This is a genomic window from Thalassospira sp. UBA848, assembly GCF_002295455.1.
GTDB lineage: Bacteria > Pseudomonadota > Alphaproteobacteria > Rhodospirillales > Thalassospiraceae > Thalassospira.
Map to the genome: position 1 here is coordinate 37534 of NZ_DBGS01000105.1, position 21015 is coordinate 58548.

Genomic DNA, 21015 nt, shown 5'->3' on the forward strand with positions numbered 1-21015 from the left:
GTCAGGAGGCCGTTTTGTCCCGTTTGTTGTTGCTATTGAGCGCTTTAACCCTTCCCGCCGTTGCCGCTGAGCCAACGCTGTTCGGCCGCTATGAGCAGATCAAGATCGAAGACCTCGGCAAGACCCTCAAGGCGAAGATGGACACCGGTGCCATGACGGCTTCGCTGTCGGCACGCGATATCGAACGCTTCGAACGAGATGGTGAAGACTGGGTGAGATTCCGCCTGGCAGTCGAAGGCGCTGACGACACGCTATATGAGCATCGGCTGGCGCGTATCGCCGAAATCAAGACCCGCAAAGAAGAGGCGGTCGACCCGGACGACGACACCGATGTGGAGCGTGGGCCGGATGTAGCCGAGCGGCCGGTTGTCGAGATGCAGTTATGCATCGGTGACCAGCTACGCGAAACCGAGGTCAACCTGACCGACCGTAGCCACTTCCGTTATCCGCTATTGATAGGTGCGACGGCGATTCGCGACCTGGAAGCGGCAATTGACCCTGCCCAGAAATATACGGCTGGGCGTCCCACCTGCTAGTTCGGCTCGCTTCCTGCGAGCCAAGCGGGCGCGGATGGTAATAGCCTCCCGCGCCCGACGCACCCATTTGACCCCTATGGTTTGTCGCAATCAGAAGGGCACTTAGCGATGCGTATTAACGACTATTATCGTCAGCGAGCCTGACTCGGCTTGTAATCTAATCATAATCTTCGGGTGTTATTTAATTCGCGCATATTATTACTGCTCTGATCTTTAGGCCCTATGCGAAAGATAAATATAAGTCGTCTTACGCTTTTATTATTTCCGGTATCTGTTTAGTAGCTAGTATTCGAGGATTAGAAACCCTAGTTCAACGCTTGTTTTGTTTCGTGACCGCTGGGTCAGGTAATAATGATCCTCTGCGCGCGGCAAGCGGCTCGAAAGATTGGGTTCCATTTCGCTNNCGAGCATGCGGTCGGCTTCGTCGATCACAAGCAGTTTGCAATCAGACAGCAGCAGTTTGCCGCGCTCAAACGTATCGATCAGTCGGCCCGGCGTCGCGATGATGACATCCGCACCTTTTTCAAGAACCTTGCTTTGCTCGGCAGCCGATTCACCGCCGATGATCAGGGCTTTTGAAAGCGAGATATATTTGCCGTAGGTGTCAAAGTTCGCAGCAACCTGGGTGGCCAGTTCACGGGTGGGTTCCAGAATGATGGAACGCGGCATCCGCATGCGGGCGCGACCGTGATGAAGGATGTCAAGCATCGGCAGGGTAAAGCTGGCCGTTTTGCCCGTACCCGTTTGCGCACAGCCCAGAATGTCGCGTGCCATCAGCACCGACGGAATAGCTTGGGCCTGGATCGGGGTTGGGGTGTCGTAGCCGGCATCTGCGACGGCTTTGAGGATATCTTCGCTCAGACCGAGATCGGCGAAATTCATATGGTTCGTTTTCCCGCAATGAAATGCGTTAAGGTGAAGCGGATCGCTAAAAATCTGATTGCGTCGTAAAGCCAAGCCTTAATTAAGTCAAGAAAAACGCCGCTTATTTGCCCTCGAAAACCCATTCTGAGGTCTTTGAGAGACTTGTTTGCAACAATTTGACAGCGTACCCTGTCATTACAAATGCTTTTTGGGGAGAAAAACAGTGCTGATGGACGCAACACGTTCAAGTTTGCTGATAATCGACGTTCAGGAAAAGCTCTATCCGGCTTGTCAGGAGCCCGAACAGATCATCGCCAATTGCTGTTTTCTGGTGAAATGTGCCAATCGGCTTGGCGTACCGGTGACGGTCACAGAACAGTACCCAAAGGGGCTGGGGCATACCGCCAAACAGATTGTCGAACTTCTCGAAAAGCCCGGTGTTTGTTCAGACGGTGGAAATGTTGTTTCCAAGGTCGCTTTTTCCGCCATTCCTGCTGACGGTTTTATCGAGAAGATGGAAGAGAACCCGGGCCGGGACCAGGTGGTGGTCGCGGGCATGGAGACCCATGTCTGTGTTTTGCAGACCGTCATGGATCTGATTGAACGCGGGCGCGAGGTATATGTGGTGGCCGATGCGGTGACATCGCGCAGCCAGCAGGACAAGATTTTCGGGCTTGAGCGGATGCGTGATGCCGGGGCAAAAATCGTGACCCGTGAAAGCGTGATGTTCGAATGGCTGCGTGTGGCCGGAACGCCCGAGTTCAAGGAACTGAGTGCGCTGATTAAATGAGTTCGCCTTCAAGGAAAGATGCCGGGCACGCCAATGGTGATGGCGTGCCCGTTGTGTTTTTGTCCGGGATGCTGGCCGATCAGCGCATGTGGCATCCGGCAATTGCCGCATATGACGAACTTGACGACCTGGCCAAACCCGGACTGATCCCGGTGTTTTGCGAGTTGTTTGATCAGGACACAGTTGCAGACATGGCGTCTGCAGTACTCGGCACCGCACCTGATCGCTTTGCGCTGGTGGGAATGTCGATGGGCGGGTATGCCGCCTTTGAAATCCTGCGCCAGGCCCCGGAACGTGTCAGTCACCTGATGCTGGTCAATACAAGGGCAACCGCCGACAGCGATGCGGTGCGACGGCGGCGTTTGTTGCTGTCGCGGATTGTCGCGGCCAGGGAGCCATTTGTGGCGGTCAATGACGGCATGCTTGATGAAATGCTTCATCCCGAGAACCGCAATGATGCGGCGCTCGTCGGATTGCTGAAAGCCATGGGGGATGCATGTGGGGCAGGGGTGTTCAAGCGGCAAAATAATGCCGTAGCGCGCCGCCCGGACAGTATGGCCGATCTTGGCAATATTGCCGTGCCATGCAGCGTTGTTGTCGGCACGCATGACCGAATCATAAGCCCTGAAAGTCACCGGGAGATGGCCGATGCCATTCCCGGTGCGACTTATCACGAGATTGTGGGGGCGGGGCATTATGTGCCGCTTGAACAACCGGAACTTTTTGCCTGCGCGTTGGGTGGTCTTCTCGCACGGTAGGGCGGGATTATTTGATGGTGCGGGCGACCCATTCTTCGAGAATTTCGCGGATTGTCTGATCGGCAGGCAGTTCACGGGTAAAAGCCCACCATATGTGTGCCCCTTGCCATATGCTGGCCATTTGCCAGCCAAGCTTTTTTCCTTCTTCGGGGCGGTCTGAGAGACGGCGGCCAAGTATTTCAGCAAGCTGATGTCCCCAAGCGGCCCCGCGTTTACGAAGTTCCGGATTGCGGATGTCTTCGTGCAGAACCAGCAAGCCATTGGTTGTGTCCCGTTCTGCTGTTTCGGCAGGCATCAGGCGCAGCAGAATTTCGATCGCACCATCAGGGCTTAGGGATTCTTCCTGATCCGCAGCATGCGTTTCAACATCAAGCCGGTCCCAAGCGCGGAGCAAAACTGCAAGGACCAGTCCATCAAGTGTGCCGTAGCGTTGCACAAGTGTGGCAGGTGAAAGACCGCAGGCTTTTGACGCCTGTGCAAACGTCAGGTTTGACGGGCCGGTTTCGAGCACGGTTTCAAAGATGGTGTCGAGCACCTGACTGTCGGGAATTGTCTTGTTTCTTGCCATGGCTATTTATAAACGTATATTCATTTATAATTCAATGGAGATTTGGGCATGGCAAAAATTGTTGGATATATCGCAACCAGTCTTGATGGAATGATTGCGGACAAAAATGACAGTCTTGATTGGCTGTTTGCATATGACGGAATGGATCTTGGTGCTTACGACTACAACAAGTTCCTCAAACGTATTCAAACCGTGGTGATGGGGCGCGGGACGTATGACTTTGTTGCCAACCAACCGTCAGAATGGCCCTATCATGGAAAGCGGGTGTTTGTGGTCACATCCCGTCCGATTGATAACCCAGTCGGGGATATTGAAGTGCGCAGTGAAATTGGCGCATTGATCTCTGAGCTTCGTGCCTTTGACGATGGGGACGTCTGGATGCTCGGCGGTGGAAAGCTGCAAATGGCGTTTATTGAACGCGAAGCCCTGGACGAGATCGAAATTTACATCATGCCGGAGATGCTTGGTGGCGGAACGCCGCTTTTCCCACAGACAGGGTTTCGCGGCAGTCCGACACTGATCAGCACGCAAATGCTTGATCGCGGATGCGTGCGGTTGCATTACCGCTTCTCACCAACAGGTTAACCGGGACGGATAGTGCGGCAGCTCAGGAGTGCTCGGTTTGTCGGTGCACTCATCTGAGCTACCTTCCAACATCTAGCAGCTTGGCAAGAACGGGCTGCAGTGCCTGTCACCGGTCTTGAGCATGTTGCGCGGGAAAAGCTGGTGAACGATGATATCAGCATTACCGTCGATCTGTTCGGCAAGCTTATCGTTGTTAAAGTGTCCCCGGGTTTCCGAGATGATCTTGTCACCAACGCAGAAGCCAAAGCGAACAGACACATTGCTGTCGGGGTCACGTGTGCCCACCGATTGTGGGTCGGTACACAGTTTGCCGCGCATTGTTGCCTGTTCCGGGGCGACGACAACGACCAGACGGCTTTCCGGTTTGATCGTTACATTGCTATCTGCGTCAGCCGGGTCGGTTACGAAATACAGGCGCGGGTAACCATGGTTTGACAGGGCATCCGTCCAGAAATCGTCCGGGAAGGTGTTATCAGCATCAACCACTTCAAGCATCATGACGTCATTTGGTGCGCCAGAGGATCTGAAGCTTTCGACTTCGGAAACGTTATAGTTCGCGCGCTCGATTGCGGCGATGCTACACCCGGCCAGCAACAGGGCCCCGGTAGCCGCCGAGGCCAATGACAGAAAACGATTGGCCCTGTTTTTCATAAGCTTAGGTGTCTTCGAATTCATTGGAATGTTCCTTTGATGTATTCGACCATCATTCGCTCAATGACCTAGATATTGTCTGAAAACGTCCAAAGTCACGTCCGACACGGCTATTTTGCAACTTTAAAGTGACATTATTCACAAGCGGCTACTAAAACACGGCGGGATGACTGGGGCCGGCTGGCGGTTCTGCGGGTCGGTCAGGCGCAGAGCAAAACCGCTGTGCGATCTTTAGAAAACCGACCGGCCAATGGCGCGGATCAGTATTTCCAGCGCGCGAATACCAGCAGCCGAATTGCCCCGCTGATCGAGGCGTGGCGACCATACGCAGACCGAAAATTCACCCGGAACCACGCCAATAATACCGCCGCCGACGCCGCTTTTTGCCGGTATGCCAACCGTAAAGGCAAAGTCGCCAACCCCGTCATACATTCCGCATGTCAGCATTAGTGCGTTGATGCGACTGGTTTCTTCGGCCGTAATAACAGGTTTGCCATCCATGCCCACACCCCTGCAGGCCAGAAAGCGACAGGCGCGTGCCAGTTCGCGGGCGGTCATTGCGACCGAACACTGTTTGAAATAGGCGCGTACAACGTCTTCGACAGGATTGTCGAGTTTGCCGAAGCTTTTCATCAGATAGGCAATGGCACGGTTGCGATCACCGTGCTGGTCCTCAGACATATAAACTTCATTATCAACGCGGATATCGGGATTGCCGCAAAGCTGCCCGAGAAATTCGGCAACAGATCGATCCGGGTTCGCATAGCGCGACGTGATCAGATCAGCGACCCGGATGGCGCCAGCATTGATAAACGGGTTGCGCGGTATGCCGTTTTCCTGCTCGAGTTGGATCAGGGAATTGAAGGCAGAACCGGACGGTTCGCGGCGCACGGCCTGCCAAAGGTTGTCGCCGTGTGCGCGCTGGGCCAGCACAAGCGCGAACATCTTTGAAATGCTTTGAATGGAGAAGGGCAAATCGGCGTGGCCGATGGCAAATTCCTGTCCATCGGTGCCGCAGATGACCATGGCAAAATGATCATCGGGCACATCAGAAAGAGCGGGAATGTAATCAGCCTTGCGGGCAGTGGCGAAATCTGCCCTGGCAACCTCGTCAGCGATCTGTTCAAGGATGGCAGCATAATCGTGAGACACTATGCAATCCAGTTTAAGCAATTTGGGGAATGAAAGTAGAGCGGTATATCCCGACAGTGCGGACAACATTGTTCAAAAAAATTGAAAAGCGAGATAGCTTGTGCATTACTTTTAATTCGCGGTTAAGTAATTGTTTGGCTGAATGAATCTAAGGAGAGATATACCATGCTGGCGAAAGCCTTCAAAATCAACTTGGCTTTCCTTTCCTTAGTGATGTTTTCGCCTCTGGCAGCCCAAGCAGATGCCGGTGATTGGTATGTTCAGGCTAGCGGTGGTTTGAATAGGACATCGGATCTTAAAAATTCACGTATTATCTCAACCGGTGCAACCAGTACATCAATCAATACAAAAATGAAGTTTGACCACCAGTATGCTGGTGGTGTTGCATTTGGTTACAAGTACAATGACAACCTGCGGTTCGATATTGAGTATACGCACCGTTCTAACAATACAGAACGGTATTACAATGCAGCAACAGGTACTGTTTTAAGCACTGATGGTTTCGTAAAGAGCAATAGCTTGATGGTAAATGGAACCTATGCCTTCGATGCAGGTATACCCTCTGTTAGGCCTTATATCGGAGCAGGGGTTGGTATATCGCATGTCGAAGTTGAGATCATTGATAGCTTCGGCCAAAGTGATGATTCCGATTGGGCACCAGCCGGTCAGCTGACCGCAGGAATCGGCTGGAATGTTGGTGAAAATATTGAATTATTTACACAGTACCAGTATTTCCACGTCTTCAATCCAGACTTGAATCCATCGGCATCGATTTCATCTGGCTCTTTTACGTTTAGAGAGCACACGCACGAAGATAGTAACGTTTCGTCTAGTTCGCTGTTGGTTGGTGTGCGCTATTCTTTTTAATAACCGTTCAGCTTTACGGTTCGTTAGATGCTTAGTCCCCTCATTTGGTTAGGGGTGAGCATTCAGGACCGTTTGACGGTCTCATAATCAAGTAGCTGATCCATAGCCGAAACAACCGCTGCATTGGATTGCTAGCGGTTGTTTCGTGTCCGTGGGAGCAGAAATCAGAATATCACCATACAGCTCATCTCGCACGCGGTCAGGATTTCTGGTGAAATCTGCTTTCGGGATCAGACGTCGATATCTTCGACGAAGCGGGCATGTTCCTGAATGAACTGGAAACGCAGTTCCGGCTTTTTACCCATCAGGCGGGTCACCAGATCCTTGGTCTGACCACGTGCATCCGGTTCCGCTGCATCGGGCAGGGTAACGCGCAACAATGTGCGCTTTTTCGGGGCCATGGTGGTTTCACGCAGCTGGGCCGGGGGCATTTCACCCAGGCCTTTAAAGCGGGAAATCTCGACCTTGTTGCGGTTCTTGAACTCGCTTTCGATCAGGACTTCTTTTTCGGCATCATCCATCGCGTAGACCGATTTGCCGCCCTGTGTCAGACGATAGAGCGGCGGCATCGCAAGATACAAACTCCCGCTTTCGATCAGACCGGGCATTTCCTGATAGAAGAAGGTCATCAGAAGGGATGCGATATGCGCGCCATCGACGTCGGCATCGGTCATGATGATGATGCGTTCATACCGCAGGTCGTTATGGCGGAAATCGGACCCGGAACCGCAGCCAAAGGCTTCGATCATGTCCTTGATTTCCTGGTTGGCCATCATCTTTTCATAGGTCGCCGATGCGACGTTCAGGATCTTGCCGCGCAGCGGCAGGACGGCCTGGGTTTCGCGGTCACGGGCCTGCTTGGCAGAACCACCTGCGGAGTCACCCTCCACGAGGAAGATTTCAGTGCCCGCCGCGATGGAACGCGAACAGTCGGCAAGCTTGCCCGGCAGACGCAGGCGGCGGGTGGCCGACTGACGCTTGGTTTCTTTTTTCTCCTTGCGGCGCTGGCGTTCTTCGGCGCGCAGGATGATGCGTTCAAGCAGACGCTTGGCGTTTTCGGTATCCCCGGTCAGCCAGTGGTCAAAGTGGTCACGGACCGCGGTTTCAACCAGTTTGGTTGCACCCTGCGTGCCGAGCTTTTCCTTGGTCTGGCCCTGAAACTGTGGATCGGGGATAAAGACCGAAAGCATGATGCAGCCGCCGCCAAAGACGTCCTCGGCGGTGATAGCCGATGCCTTTTTCTGGCCCAGCATATCGCCATAGGCCTTGATCGCCTTGGTCAGGGCATAGCGGAAGCCAGCCTCGTGCGTGCCGCCAAGCGGGGTCGGGACGGTGTTACAATAGGAATGGAAGTAACCTTCTCCGCTTTCGGGCCAGCCAACTGCCCATTCGACACGACCGGCACTGTCAGCGAACTTGGCTTCGCCTGCGAACGGGCGGTCTGTGACAAGATCGCGGCCCTCAAGGGTCATTTCCAGATAGTCGAGTATCCCGTTGGGGAATTTCAGGACTTCCTGCTGCGGGGTCGGGTCGTCACTGGTCAGAAGTGACGGGTCAACCGACCAGCGGATTTCAACGCCCTTGTACAGATAGGCCTTGGAGCGCGCCATGCGGAAGATGGTCGCTGCCTTGAGCTTGGCACGTGCGCCGAAAATCTCGGGGTCGGGTTTAAAGATAACCGTGGTGCCGCGGCGATTGTTGATCGCGCCGCCATCCTGCAAAGGACCAAGCGGGGTGCCTTTGGAGTATTCCTGAAACACCATTTTGCGGTCACGGCAGACTTCAACGCGGAACTTTTCGGTCAGCGCGTTCACCACAGACATACCAACACCGTGCAAACCGCCCGATGTCTCATACGCCTTGCCAGAGAACTTACCACCCGAATGCAGGGTGGTCAGAATGACTTCAAGCGCGGATTTGTCCGGAAATTTCGGATGCGGGTCGGTCGGAATACCGCGCCCGTTATCGCGCACCAGCACCGTATTGTCTGGCTGCAGTTCCAGTTCGATCCAGTCAGCGTGGCCTGCGACCGCTTCGTCCATGGAGTTATCGAGAATTTCCGCGACGAGATGGTGCAGTGCTGCATCATCGGTGCCGCCGATATACATACCGGGGCGTCGACGGACGGGCTCAAGGCCCTCGAGAACTTCAATATCCTTGGCGGAATAGGCTTTGTCGGTGGACTGGTTTGAATCTTCAAAAAGGTCGGTCATGCCCCGGAACGCAACTTCTTTTATTGTGTTAAAACAAGGCCCAATACCGTATATCTGTTCTTCGATATTCAGGGCTTGGAAGCCTTGGCGCTAAACGAGTACCATATCTTTGTCGGTTCGTACCATAGGATCGGTGCGCAACGACCATAAAAATGTGTTTTTGAATCCAATGCAAGTGGTGGTCGCCAAATCCGACCATATTTTCGCAAAGCCAGGATGCAGAAAACCGCGACCGGGAGGTCCAATAAAAAAATGACATGTCGAAACAGACATGTCGCAAACAGGAGTGAGCCTGATGGCGACAGATAAAGAGCAATCCCTTTTTGCGGAAAGCACCATGCCGCGCGGTGATTTGTGTACCCGCACCCTTGCCATGCCCAAAGATACAAACCCCAGTGGCGATATTTTCGGTGGCTGGCTGATGTCGCAGATGGATATTGCCGGCGGCGTGCTGGCAAGCCAGATTGCCGAAGGGCGTGTTGCGACGATCGCAGTCGATGGCATGACATTCCACCGTCCGGTCTATGTCGGCGATACCGTTTGTGTGTATGGTGATATCGAGCGTATCGGCAATACATCAATGGTGCTGCATCTTGAAAGCTGGGTGCTGCGCAAGAATCAGCCGCCACGCATCAAGGTGACCGAAGCGACCTTTACCTTTGTTGCCATCGACGCCGAAGGTCGCCCGCGTCAGGTCCGCCGTGACGAGGCAGAAGCCTAAGCCAAACAGGGCCAGACCAAACCAAATTCAGGAGCCCCGCCATGCAGAGCCGCGCCGTGTCCCATGTGATGACCCGTCTGGTTTTGGTTGGCGGGGCTTTGTTCTTTTCGATCACTGCCGATGCCGGGGAGGCCGATGTGGTTGCCGCCACGGCGACGAAAACCGGCGATGAGACCTATCGGTTTGACGTGACGGTTGCGCATGACGACACCGGCTGGGATCATTATGCCAATGTCTGGCAGGTGATCGGGCCGGATGGCGCCATTATTGGGGAACGGATTCTGGCCCATCCGCATGTCAATGAGCAGCCCTTTACCCGGTCTCTATCCGGTGTTTCCATCCCGGCTGAAATTACCGGCGTTACGCTCAGGGCCGGTGATCTGGTGCATGAATTTGGTGGTGCGGAGCTGTATATTGAATTGCCGGCAGAGGTCGGCCAGACGGTGACTGTTTCGGATTAAACGGGCAGGCAAAGCGCAATCAAATCCATGGCCGGTGGGGCAAGGGTCAGCATTCCGACCGCAACAAGTGCGCAGGCAATCATCTTCCTAATGAAATCTCCCGCATAATCACGTGACGCTGAACGTTTCAGGAAGCTGATGCCAAGGGCGGCAAAGACGACAGCGGGCAGGGCGGCAAGCGCAAAGCAGGCCATGAACAAACCGGCTCTGGCAACAGTGCCCGTCATCATCGCGGTCAGAAGCGCGTTATAGACCATCGCACAGGGTGTAAGTCCAAGTGCCGCGCCGAACGAAAAATTACCAATCCCGGCCCGGAATGCATGGGGCGCGGGATTTGGTGATCGCATGGTTTGTTCAGCTGGCGACGTGTGCCCAGTGGCAGGGGTGCCTGCCAGCGCCGGGCGCAGGGTGGTTTGAAACAGGAATTTCGGGATCAGGCGATCAAGGTGGTGGAGTGCCGGGGCGATGCCGATGACGGCCAGCCCGGAATAGATCACCACCAGACCGGAAAGTACACGCAGCACCGATTGCCAGCCCGCTGTGACCAGAAGGGCGTCAAACATGCCGCCAACCCCGCCAACAAGCAGGCCCGCCAGAATATAGGTCGTACTGCGTCCCGCCTGCATCAGGACAAGGGCGCGGAATTGCCGTTTTGCGGGACCTTTATGCAGGCCGCATGCGGCAAGGATGTTCGAGGCAATTGCCCCGCACATCCCCGCGCAATGCAGGCTGCTGGCAAGACCCAGCAAAAGGCCGCTGATGATCACATAGCTGATCGACAAGGTGACATGTCCTGATGGGTGTTGATCAGATCAGCATTTTGCCGGGCAACTGGCATCGTTCTTTTCCGGCGGCAGATTGATGCCCGGATTGCCGTCAAAGAAGCCCATCGGCATCAGCTTGAACCCGGTGGTGACACAGGGCTGAACCGGGAAGTCTTCCATGCGGACCTGATGGTGCAGGCCAAAGACATGCCACATAACCAGATCGGTATTCTGAAGCGCACGGTCCTTTTTGATGAAATCGGTAAGCCCGCCCCGGCCATCGGAATGGTTCATGAAATCACCGGCGGGGAAGCGTTCCTCTGGATCATAGGCGGTGAACCAGACATGGTTTTCAATGAAGCTTGCGCGTTTGCCCGATGGATATTCCGGATTGATAAACGGCGTCACGCAGTTGGTGGCATCAAGCTTGTAGCCCACCGGGCGGCCGGTTTTGCCAAGCTTGTTGGGGTTAACCACCTTCCAGTAACGCTGTGACGCCGGGTTGGTTCTGCGTGCCGCAGCCAGTTCGGATTCGAGCACGGTTTCCTTTTCAAAGAACGCGTTGCCATATGGATTTTCCGGTCCCGGTTCCTCGGCAAAGGTATTGCATTCGACCGGACTGTTGCCATAGCCATCAATCGCCATATCAAGCCGCGTACACAGGATGTGCTGATGGATCTGACCGGCAACACCGGGTGAAACTTCAACGGCATATTTGCCGGGCTGACCCGGCAGGCAGGCAGCGGTGTTGATGATGCCGGTTGCCTTGACCTCAAATTCGATCATGCCGTCAAGGAACAGGTACCAGTACAGCGCATATTCATAGTTGCCGACGGTACAGATGGTGGAAATTACCAGCTTGGCGTTGCGGCGGCTTTCGGTGCGTTCGGTGCGGAAATCCATATGTTTCCACAAAAGACCTGCGTCCTCTTCGTGGATGCAGATGGCATTTTCAATCGTCCAGGGTTCGCCATTCATCGTATTGAGCGTGACATCAAGATACTTGATCACGCCAAGGCAGTCGCAACCCAATGTCAGGGAATTGGCCAGCTTGCCGATGCCGTATTCGCCGATATCAAAGACGTTCTTGCGATAATGGCCGTTATCGGGGCTGCCATAGGGCACGGTCATTTCAACGATGGAGGCGCGGTGGACAATCGGGCGGCCATTGAACTTGATGTCATGCAGGGTCAGCGATTCACGGGCGTTGAAACCGATCACCAGTTCCCAGTTGCGCCAGGTGATCTTGTTGCCGTCCATTTTGAAGTTCACACCTTCGGGCTGAACGACATTGATCGGTTTGGCCTTTGGCTGGAATTCGTCCTCTTCGAAGAAATCGGCCTCGTAGTTCACTTCGGCCTCGGGGATGGGCGCGCCGCCGTAATCATCAACCCGAATGACTTCCTTGGACAGCAAGTCGACAACCGCATTAAGGCCTTCGATCGGGTTGGCATAGAAGTTGGAATTTTCGCGTTTGCGCAGCCAGCAGAATACGTGGGCCAGATGGCGGCCTTCTTCGCCGGGCTTGCCGAAATTGCCCGCTGACCATGGATCGACGCAGACCATGGACATGTCGGTGATGCCGCGTTTTCTGCAGGCTTCGATGAAGGTCGGGTCGGAACAGACGATTTCCTCGATCTCGACAAACTGTTCAAGCTGGATCATCGGGCGTTTGCCCGGCAGTTCCTTGGCCGAGATGATCTTTTCTGCATCAAGATCAAGGACAAGTTTGGTAACGCTGACCTTGGTCGCATCAAAAACATTGACGCGTGCCTTGCGCTTGATCGTGTCACCCGACTTGAAGTCGGTCAGTTCGTCCTTTTCGGGTTCCATCAGTTCGATGGTTTCAAACAGGGTGTTGTCACCGTAAGGCGGGTCCGCACGCACGATGTCGGCGACCTTGATGATTTCCTCGGCCGTAAGGGGCTGAAGCGGGTGGGTGACTTCGACCTTTTCACTGCTGCAACATTTATCCATTCTTTTTCTCCCTGATGAAGGTGTCTGATCACGGGCCGGTCAAACCGGCCGGGCACAGGTATTTGACAACCGCGTTGGTGGCGCGGAGGGGGTGAATGGACGTTGTTCCCTAGACTTCAGGCAAATGCCGAAAAACGCGTTTGACCATCGGGGGATGTCGAATAAGCGCGAGTTCCCTGATCGGCGATTTTGTATTTTTCTATTTCCAAAACGCTAGCCAAAGCGCGGTGCTGTGTATTTGACATTTGGTGCCAAAATGATCGGTGCGGCTGGCATCAGACGGGCAGGTGTCGTTCAATTGGCACGTCAATTGAATGCATTGATGTGTAACTGCCCATGGAATGGATAACCCATGAAACGTGTTTCGGGTGCCATTGACCGTTCGGTTCTAAACAGCGTGATGGGAATGCTTGGTGAGTCCGGCATCGATCATGTGGGGCTTTCTGCGCGTGCGGGTCTTGCCGGGGCGGGGCTTTTCATGTCGCCGCAATCAACGCCCTTGATGATATTTACCACGATGCTGGAGCTGGCCTCGGACGCGACAAACAATCCGGCATTGGGATTATTCCTTGGCGATACATGGGGTTATCGCGGTCTTGGCAAACATGCCGAGATGGTTTTGACCGCACCGACCCTTGGTCACGGACTTGAAAAATTCGCGCGATTTTTCCCGACCCTTCAGGGCAGCACATCTTTTTCACTGTCGGTCGAGGATGGTCAGGCGAAGCTGTCTTACCGCATTGCCGAGCATGCCGTACGTACCCGAACGCAGGATGCGATATTCAGCGAAGCGTCATTTCACTCGCTGTTATCAGCAGCACTGGGCGATGGTTGGCAGCCCAACTGCATTGATTTTGAACACCGAAATGACCGTGGATTAGGCATTTTTCAGAATCATTTCAAATGTCCGGTGCGTTTGGGCCAGCGCGAGAACGCGCTTTTCCTGCCAGCGCATCTTTTAAACAAACCGATGAAAAACGCCGACCCGGAGCGACATTGGCAACTGGTCAATGAATTCCAAACCCGCGCCGAACGCCTGAAACAGAATGTCGATCTGCCAACCGCGACCAAGGCGTGGATTGTGGCAACCCTTTGCCGGCATCGTCAGATCGATGTCCATGATGCGGCCGATGAGTTTTCCATGAGCCTGCGCAGTTTCCAGCGCGAACTTGATCAGGAAGGCACAAGTTTTCGCAAAATTCGTGAAGAGGTGCGCGGTGGCATTGCCAGTGACATGCTGCGCCTGACCGATCTTCCGATCCCCGATATCGCCGAACATCTGGGATATAGCGAACTGTCAGCATTCAGTCGTGGCTTCAAGGCGATGACCGGCACATCGCCGGGACAATTCAGGCGTGAACTGTCCCGGGGCGAAATCGGTGTCTAGTGCTCGGCTGATTTTCTACCAGCTTGCCTTGGCAACGCGGATGAAGTTTTGGCCCATGATTTTATCGACGTTATCGGCTGAATAACCGGTCGAAATCAGGGCATCTGCAAGGGCAGGGAGTTTGCGCGGGTCGAACACCGCAGCCCCACCGGCCGCAGGGCCGTAGCCACTGGCGGCGGGCCAATAGAAGTCCTTGTCCACCCCGTCCGGGAAGTCGTTGGTCCCGGCGACGGATGGCATGGTATCAAGCCCGATACCGACATGATCAACCCCGACCAGATCAACCGCATATTTGATGTGGCGGATCATGTCGGGGACTTCCGGTGCGTTTTTGGATTTGATGAAACGCTGGAAACCGCAAATGCCGATCACGCCCCCGGTATCGGCGCACGCCTTGATCTGTTCATCATCGATGCAGCGTTCATGACCACCCAATTCTTTGGGATTGGCGTGGCTGAAGACGACCGGTTTGGATGAGACCCGCATGATATCAAGCGAGCTTTGCCGTCCGGTGTGGGAGCAATCCATGATCATGCCGCTGGCATTCACGGCCTTGACCATTTCAACACCAAGGTCGGTCAGCGGGATATCAACATCATGACAGCCCCCGGAGACCGAATTGTTGCGGTTATAGGCAAAGTGGATCTGCTTGACGCCAAGCTTGGCAAAGACCGGCACCATTTCTGGCATGTCTTGCAGCATGACAGAGCCTTCAAGATCGAACCCGACGCCGAGCAGCCCCTTGGATTTGGCAATCGCCAGATCCTCGAAACTTTCGATCTGCATGTATTTGTCGGGGTGGGCGGCGATCTTGGCGCGGAAGGCGGCGATCACGCGCAGGATATGCGCAATGCTGTTCATATCCATACCGACATTGACGCAGACATAGTCGATATGACCGGCGACATAGGTATCAAGCAGGTCTATGGGTGTCTTTTCATCAAGCGGCAGGCAGGCATGGGCATCCCATGTGAAAGCGGGGGTGTGTTGTCGCTTGTAGTTCGCAAGTTTGCTGTCAGCGGGGGCGAAGGGCGTTGCGAAGCTTAGTGTGGAGGCAGAAGTCATGGTTTCTCCGGTCAGTCCCAGTCAACAAAGCTGTCGATGACAGCGCGGTCATAGCCGCCAGCAGCCTTGTAGAGCTGTTGGGAATAGGGGTGTTCAAGTCTGCCATCTGCCAGTTGGCTGGCCGTGGCGCGTTCGACGATGCGGCCATGGTTCATGATGGCGATATCGTCGCACATATGGGCCACCACGGCGAGGTCGTGACTGACCATAATGTAGGTCAGGCCAAGTTCCCGGCGCAAGCGTGACAGAAGATTAAGGACTTCGGCCTGAATGGACACATCAAGGGCCGAGGTCGGTTCATCAAGCAACAGGATCTTGGGTTCAAGGATCAGGGCGCGGGCAATCGCGACACGCTGGCGCTGCCCACCGGAAAGCTGATGGGGATAGCGGAAGCGGAACGAGTTATCGAGCCCGACCTGATCAAGGGCCTGCACCACGCGGGCATCGGAATCGCCAAGCCCGTGGATATTGACCGGTTCGGTCAGGATGCGGTCGATGGTGTGGCGCGGATGCAGCGACCCGAACGGGTCCTGAAACACCATTTGCGCAAGGCGATAGAATGTCTTGTCGCGCGTGGGACCAAGTTCCTTGTTATTGACAAGGATCTGGCCTTCCCAGTCATCGACCAGACCGGTGATGGTGCGCAGCACCGTTGATTTGCCCGAACCCGATTCACCGACCAAACCGAAAGAGCCGTTCTTCGGGACCTTGATGTCGACATCCTTGAGAACGTGGTTGTCGTCAAACCAGGCATTGAGTTTGTTGATTTCAATCATGTAACTACCCCTTACCCTTCGGCCCAGCTTGCTTCGCGTTCAAGGATCGGCAGATCAGAATGATCGCCATCCATTTTCGGCAAGCAGTTCAAAAGCCCCTTGGTGTAGGGGTGTTTGGCTTCGTGCAGGGCGGATGCCTTGATTTCCTCGACCACGTGACCCTGATACATCACCAGCACACGGTCGCAGAAGCTTGAAACCAGTTGCAGGTCGTGGCTGATGAAAATCAGCGCCATGCCCCGATCGCGCACCAGATCATCAAGGATCGCCATCACCTGAAGCTGCACGGTGACATCAAGGGCCGATGTCGGTTCATCGGCAATGATCAGTTCAGGATCGGGGATCAGCATCATGGCGATCATGACGCGCTGTCCCATACCGCCGGATACTTCGTGCGGGTAGGAGTTAAACACGCGCTCCGGATCGCGGATTTTAACCGCATCAAGCATATCAATCGCGCGGTGGCGGGCTTCCTTGGCATTCACCTTGTGGTGTTCGCGGTAGGCCTCGATGATCTGATCGCCAATGGTCATCACAGGGTTCAGCGAATATTTCGGATCCTGCATGATCATGGAAATGCGCGCACCGCGTACCTTGCGCCATTGTTTGGGCGTAAGGTTTGCCAGATCGACATCATGAAATTGCAGCTGATCGGCGGTGATCTTGCCGTTGGCCGCAGTCAGGCCAAGAATGGCGCGCCCGGTCTGGGATTTGCCAGACCCTGATTCGCCAACGATACCAAGCCGTTCACGGCCAAGGTCAAACGACACACCACGCACGGCATGGACATCGCCCTTGGGCGTGTTGAAGGTGACTTCTAGGTTTTTGACCGACAGAAGGGTTTCACTGGACATGATCAATCGCCTCCACGCGGGTCAAGAACATCACGCAGGCCATCACCCAGAAGGTTGAAGCCAAGGCTGACGATGAAGATGGCAAGGCCCGGAACCGTGGCCACCCACCATTGTTCAAGCAGGAACTGACGACCATCGGAAACCATCGCGCCCCATTCAGGCATCGGTGGCTGTGCACCAAGGCCGAGGAAGCCAAGACCAGCAGCAATCAGGATCATCCCCGCCATATCAAGCGTGACACGCACGACGAGCGAGCTGATGCACATCGGCATGATGTGACCGGAAATCAGCCCCATGTTTGATGCGCCCTGAAGACGTGCGGCTTCGATGAAGTCTGATTTGCGTACCGTAATGGTTTCTGCACGCGCGATACGGGCATAGGGCGGCCATGCGGTAATTGCGATGGCAAGAATGGCGTTTTCCAATCCCGGTCCAAGCGCCGAGACGAATGCCAGTGCCAGGATCAGTTTCGGGAAGGCCAGAAAGATATCGGTGATGCGCATCAGTGTGGCATCAATCCAGCCCCCGAAATAGCCAGCAGCCGTGCCGACCAGAAGACCAAGCGGGGCCGCGGTAATGGCAACAAGCGCCACAATGAGAAGCGTATATTGCGCGCCATAGATCAGACGCGACAGGATGTCGCGGCCCAATTGATCCGTACCGAACCAGTGTTCGGCGCTGGGCGGTTGAATACGGTTGGTAAGATCAGCTGCCAAGGGGTCATACGGGGCCAGAAGCGGGGCAAAGATCGTTACCAGAATAAGGCCGATGACAATCGAAAGCCCGATCATGGCAAGACGGTTTTCGGTGAACTTGATCCAGCCGAGCCATGCGCGGCCGCATTTGGCCTGCCAACGTGATTTTGGCGTGTCGGATGTCAGCCATTGTTTCAGGCCGGTTGGCGGTGTTTGCGAAGTATTTGTCTGTGTTGTCATGATTATCTCCGCGCTCTGGGGTCGAGCAGGCGGTAGAGCACGTCAGAAAGCATGTTCACGCCAATAAAGACCGCACCCACAACAATCGTGCCACCAAGAACTGCGTTCATATCGGCATTGAGCAATGAGTTGGTGATGTAAAGACCAAGGCCCGGCCATGCGAAGATGATTTCGGTCAGAACCGATCCTTCGAGCAGGTTGGCGTATGACAGCGCAATCACGGTTACCAGCGGCACCATGACATTGCCAAGAGCGTGACGCCAGATGATGCGGTGTTCGGAAATGCCTTTGACCCGTGCGGTCAGGATGTATTCCTGGCTTAGCTGTTCGAGCATGAAGGAACGTGTCATGCGCGCGATATAGGCCAAAGAGAAATAGGCCAGGATCGAGGCGGGCAAGATAATGTGTGAGACCGCATTCCAGAACAGGTCCATGTCGCCTTCGATCAGGGTGTCAACCAGCATCAGACCGGTCGTCGGTTCGATGAAATCGACATAAAACGAATCAAGGCGTCCCGGACCAGCGACCCAGTCAAGCTTCATGTAAAACACCAGAAGCCCCATCAGACCCAGCCAGAAGATCGGCATCGAATAACCGGCCAGACCAATCACGCGAACGACGTGATCAGGCCATTTTCCCTTGTTGATGGCGGCAAACACGCCAGCCGGGATACCAAGCAATACACCGATAATGGTTGCAAGGGTTGCCAGTTCAAGCGTTGCCGGAAACACGCGCTTGATATCATCAAGCACGGAATTCGATGTCAGCACCGATTGACCAAAATTGCCCTGCAGGACATTGGAAATATAGATAAAGAATTGCTGCCAAAGCGGCAGGTTAAGACCCATTTCCTCGCGCACGCGGTCATAGACAGCTTGCGGAGCACGGTCACCAACCGCGGCCAGAACCGGATCAATCGGCAAGACGCGACCGATCAGGAAGGTGACAAGCAGCAGGCCAAAGAATGTAATGGCGAGTGAAAAGACCAGCCGCAGGACAGTTGCCGCGTGGCGGGAAGCGAAACGGGCGCGGTTGCGCCCGTCCCGTTTATTGCGATTAACAGCGGACATTACGACCGTTGTCTCCTTCGTCGAGATTAGTCTTTGGTGACGTAACGATAATAGTTGTTATCGAATGACGGACCGAGGACGAAGTTGTTCACATTGCCGCGCATGGATGCGATCTCGGTTTCCTGGAACATGATCACGAACGGACCGTTTTCCAGAACTTCTTTTTGAAGATCGACATACATCGCTGCACGTTTGGCATCGTCGCGCTCAAGGGTGGCGGCATCGGTTTTCGCCGTCAGATCACCGGCATCCCAGGAGTTGCGCCATGCAAGCGGCTTGGCATCGGCATCAGCCGAGTTATCCGGGTTCCACGCGAAGGTCGATGCGTTGGTGTGCGGATCCTGATAGTCCGGGCCCCAGCGACCGATATAGATATCGTGCTGACGTGCGCGGTACTTGGTCAGGGTCTGTTTGCCATCACCCGGAATGATTTCCAGATTGATACCAGCCTGTGCCCAGGTTGCCTGAATCGACTGTGCCATTGCCATGATCGAGGTGGTGTTACGAGTATCCATGGTTACGCTGAAACCGTCCGGGTAACCGGCTTCGGCCAGAAGAGCTTTGGCTTTCTCGATATCAAGCGAGTAGGGGTTCTCGTTGTAGGCACCAAGGAAACCTTCTGGCAGGAAGGCCTGATGGATCTGCGAACGACCAGCCAGGATGGTTTCGGAAATGCCCTTGTAATCGACAAGGTATTTCAGGGCTTCGCGGACTTTCGGGTTCGACAGATATTCGTTTTTCTGTGACAGACCGAGATACCAGAGCGCGCCTTTGCCTTTGGAAAGCAGCTTGATGTCGTCATTGTCGGAAATGGCGGCCAGCTGATCGGCTTCGAGGTTGCGGGCGATGTCGATATCGCCTTTTTCAAGCAGAAGCTGCTGAGCTGCGGCTTCCTTGACGCTCTGAATGATGACGCGCTTCATTGCCGGCGCGCCGTCCCAGTAATCTTCGTTGGCGGTCAGGCTCAGGCTTTCACCTGCGGTCCATTTGTTGAGCTTGAACGGGCCAGAACCGGCATAGTTGGTTTTAAGCCATTCATGACCAAGGTCACCGTCGACCTCGTGGGCAAGGACTTCTTCCTTGTCGACAACCGCACCAACGCCTGCGGTCAGGCAGTAAAGCACGAAGCTCGGTGCGTAAGGTTTGTCGACTTCCATGACGAGGGTGGAATCGTCCTTGGCATAGATCTTTTCCTTGACGTTTTCGGCGGTGAAACCGAACTGGCCGAGGATAAAGGCCGGCGACTGATCCAGCAGGATCACACGCTGCAAGGAGAAGGCGGCGTCTTCGGCGGTCAGGTCATTGCCCGACGCGAATTCGATACCGTCGCGGATTTTGAAGGTAAAGGTCTTGCCGTCTTCCGAGACGTCCCAGCTTTCGGCAACGACACCATAGATCTTCGACACATCGTCATTGTCGAAACCGATCAGGCGGTCATAGGTGTTCCCGGCATATTCAGCACCCGAAAACTCGAAAATCTGAGCCGGATCCAGCGTGATGATGTCATCAATGGCAAACGCCATGACAAGGGCATTTTTCGGCGTTTCCGCCTGTGCCATCATCGGTGCGGTAGCGAGCGCGGTCCCCATGACCAGCCCTGCGATAAATTTGCGCATGATGCGCCTCCCGTTTGTTGTTGTGGGACTGCAGGCCACTGGGCGGGCTGATAGGCGATCGATTGGATTGGCCAAAAGAAGACAGGGTCAGGCTTGTAGCTATCCGGGGTTCGGTCGACGCCTTCAGGCCCGAAAATTTGTGGGGCGGCCTGCAGGTGTTCGCTTAGTGCCTGTGAAGCTGAGCATAATTTATACGATTAATCAATGACCAGTCGGTCAGGATTGCTGTCTAAATGTTCAAAAGACAGAATCTGCGGCCAAACTGTTGATTTGCGGTTGTGTGATGCGTTCATTGCTTCACCCCGGCGGCTATGGCGATGTCGTTACCGGAAAATCAGGGTGAGAAACAAAAAAGCGCCAGCGGAAAAACCGTGGCGCTTTTTTTGTACGTCATTCCCAATCAGG

Annotated in this window: 21 protein-coding genes; 8 read left to right on the forward strand and 13 right to left on the reverse strand. The window is 54.7% G+C overall.

The window, feature by feature from the left end; translation table 11 throughout:
* The first annotated feature begins 14 nt into the window (after window positions 1–14).
* Window positions 15–536, forward strand: a complete 522-nt coding sequence (locus B2R48_RS14690; protein WP_045423808.1) for an ATP-dependent zinc protease — start codon at window positions 15–17, stop codon at window positions 534–536.
* Window positions 537–818: 282 nt separating this feature from the next.
* On the opposite strand, the gene B2R48_RS14695 is transcribed toward B2R48_RS14690, so the two are convergent.
* The gene (locus B2R48_RS14695) at window positions 819–1418 is read right to left on the reverse strand and encodes a DEAD/DEAH box helicase (RefSeq protein ID WP_297001837.1); all 600 of its coding nucleotides are present in this window, start codon (window positions 1416–1418) and stop codon (window positions 819–821) included.
* 211 nt (window positions 1419–1629) lie between these two features.
* On the opposite strand from B2R48_RS14695, the gene B2R48_RS14700 reads away from it, so the two are divergent.
* Both B2R48_RS14700 and B2R48_RS14705 read left to right on the forward strand, forming a co-directional pair.
* Window positions 1630–2190, forward strand: a complete 561-nt coding sequence (locus tag B2R48_RS14700; protein WP_297001889.1) for a hydrolase — start codon at window positions 1630–1632, stop codon at window positions 2188–2190.
* Window positions 2187–2948 carry an alpha/beta fold hydrolase gene (locus tag B2R48_RS14705; RefSeq protein WP_297001839.1) on the forward strand — a complete coding sequence of 254 codons (762 nt, stop codon included), beginning with the start codon at window positions 2187–2189 and terminating at the stop codon, window positions 2946–2948. The genes B2R48_RS14700 and B2R48_RS14705 overlap by 4 nt, the downstream gene beginning before the upstream one ends.
* Before the next feature lie 7 nt (window positions 2949–2955).
* Here the strand turns inward: B2R48_RS14705 and B2R48_RS14710 are convergent, their stop codons facing one another.
* On the reverse strand, window positions 2956–3516 hold the full coding sequence (locus B2R48_RS14710) for a hypothetical protein (RefSeq protein ID WP_297001842.1): 561 nt from the start codon (window positions 3514–3516) through the stop codon (window positions 2956–2958).
* Window positions 3517–3564: 48 nt separating this feature from the next.
* Between B2R48_RS14710 and B2R48_RS14715 the strand changes: the two genes are divergently transcribed.
* On the forward strand, window positions 3565–4101 hold the full coding sequence (locus B2R48_RS14715; protein WP_297001845.1) for a dihydrofolate reductase family protein: 537 nt from the start codon (window positions 3565–3567) through the stop codon (window positions 4099–4101).
* Window positions 4102–4173: 72 nt separating this feature from the next.
* Here B2R48_RS14715 and B2R48_RS14720 read toward each other — a convergent pair whose 3' ends face one another.
* Both B2R48_RS14720 and B2R48_RS14725 read right to left on the reverse strand, forming a co-directional pair.
* The gene (locus B2R48_RS14720; protein WP_297001847.1) at window positions 4174–4776 is read right to left on the reverse strand and encodes a hypothetical protein; all 603 of its coding nucleotides are present in this window, start codon (window positions 4774–4776) and stop codon (window positions 4174–4176) included.
* 207 nt (window positions 4777–4983) lie between these two features.
* Window positions 4984–5904, reverse strand: coding sequence for a glutaminase (locus B2R48_RS14725; protein ID WP_297001850.1), 921 nt, complete (start codon window positions 5902–5904; stop codon window positions 4984–4986).
* 165 nt (window positions 5905–6069) lie between these two features.
* Here B2R48_RS14725 and B2R48_RS14730 point away from each other — a divergent pair, with 165 nt between their 5' ends.
* Entirely contained in the window at window positions 6070–6771 is a 702-nt protein-coding gene (locus B2R48_RS14730; protein ID WP_297001853.1) for an outer membrane protein, read from the forward strand.
* Window positions 6772–7001: 230 nt separating this feature from the next.
* Here B2R48_RS14730 and parE read toward each other — a convergent pair whose 3' ends face one another.
* Window positions 7002–8984 carry a DNA topoisomerase IV subunit B gene (gene parE / locus B2R48_RS14735; RefSeq protein ID WP_062957804.1) on the reverse strand — a complete coding sequence of 661 codons (1983 nt, stop codon included), beginning with the start codon at window positions 8982–8984 and terminating at the stop codon, window positions 7002–7004.
* Window positions 8985–9279: 295 nt separating this feature from the next.
* Here parE and B2R48_RS14740 point away from each other — a divergent pair, with 295 nt between their 5' ends.
* Both B2R48_RS14740 and B2R48_RS14745 read left to right on the forward strand, forming a co-directional pair.
* Window positions 9280–9705, forward strand: a complete 426-nt coding sequence (locus B2R48_RS14740) for an acyl-CoA thioesterase (RefSeq protein WP_062957805.1) — start codon at window positions 9280–9282, stop codon at window positions 9703–9705.
* Between the two features lie 41 nt (window positions 9706–9746).
* Window positions 9747–10166, forward strand: a complete 420-nt coding sequence (locus B2R48_RS14745) for a hypothetical protein (protein ID WP_297001861.1) — start codon at window positions 9747–9749, stop codon at window positions 10164–10166.
* Here B2R48_RS14745 and B2R48_RS14750 read toward each other — a convergent pair.
* Together B2R48_RS14750 and B2R48_RS14755 are read right to left on the reverse strand one after the other, a co-directional pair.
* Window positions 10163–10948, reverse strand: coding sequence for a sulfite exporter TauE/SafE family protein (locus B2R48_RS14750; protein WP_297001864.1), 786 nt, complete (start codon window positions 10946–10948; stop codon window positions 10163–10165). The genes B2R48_RS14745 and B2R48_RS14750 overlap by 4 nt on opposite strands.
* 30 nt (window positions 10949–10978) lie before the next feature.
* A complete protein-coding gene (locus B2R48_RS14755) occupies window positions 10979–12907 on the reverse strand; it encodes a primary-amine oxidase (RefSeq protein WP_297001867.1) in 1929 nt (642 codons plus the stop codon).
* A gap of 352 nt (window positions 12908–13259) precedes the next feature.
* On the opposite strand from B2R48_RS14755, the gene qhpR reads away from it, so the two are divergent.
* The gene (gene qhpR, locus B2R48_RS14760) at window positions 13260–14294 is read left to right on the forward strand and encodes an AraC-like transcriptional regulator QhpR (protein WP_297001870.1); all 1035 of its coding nucleotides are present in this window, start codon (window positions 13260–13262) and stop codon (window positions 14292–14294) included.
* A gap of 15 nt (window positions 14295–14309) precedes the next feature.
* Here qhpR and B2R48_RS14765 read toward each other — a convergent pair whose 3' ends face one another.
* Genes B2R48_RS14765 through B2R48_RS14790 form a run of 6 tightly spaced genes read right to left on the reverse strand, consistent with a single transcriptional unit; the run spans window position 14310 to window position 20610 of the window.
* The gene (locus tag B2R48_RS14765) at window positions 14310–15359 is read right to left on the reverse strand and encodes a dipeptidase (protein WP_297001872.1); all 1050 of its coding nucleotides are present in this window, start codon (window positions 15357–15359) and stop codon (window positions 14310–14312) included.
* An 11-nt stretch (window positions 15360–15370) separates the two neighbouring features.
* Window positions 15371–16135, reverse strand: coding sequence for an ABC transporter ATP-binding protein (locus B2R48_RS14770; protein ID WP_297001876.1), 765 nt, complete (start codon window positions 16133–16135; stop codon window positions 15371–15373).
* An 11-nt stretch (window positions 16136–16146) separates the two neighbouring features.
* Window positions 16147–16989 (reverse strand): ABC transporter ATP-binding protein, encoded by an 843-nt coding sequence (locus B2R48_RS14775; protein WP_297001878.1) that lies wholly within the window; start codon window positions 16987–16989, stop codon window positions 16147–16149.
* Between the two features lie 2 nt (window positions 16990–16991).
* On the reverse strand, window positions 16992–17924 hold the full coding sequence (gene nikC, locus B2R48_RS14780; protein ID WP_213472728.1) for a nickel transporter permease: 933 nt from the start codon (window positions 17922–17924) through the stop codon (window positions 16992–16994).
* Between the two features lie 2 nt (window positions 17925–17926).
* A complete protein-coding gene (locus tag B2R48_RS14785; protein ID WP_297001881.1) occupies window positions 17927–18994 on the reverse strand; it encodes an ABC transporter permease in 1068 nt (355 codons plus the stop codon).
* Between the two features lie 26 nt (window positions 18995–19020).
* Window positions 19021–20610: an ABC transporter substrate-binding protein gene (locus B2R48_RS14790; protein ID WP_213472730.1), complete on the reverse strand. Its 1590-nt coding sequence runs from the start codon at window positions 20608–20610 to the stop codon at window positions 19021–19023.
* Between the last annotated feature and the right edge of the window lie 405 nt (window positions 20611–21015).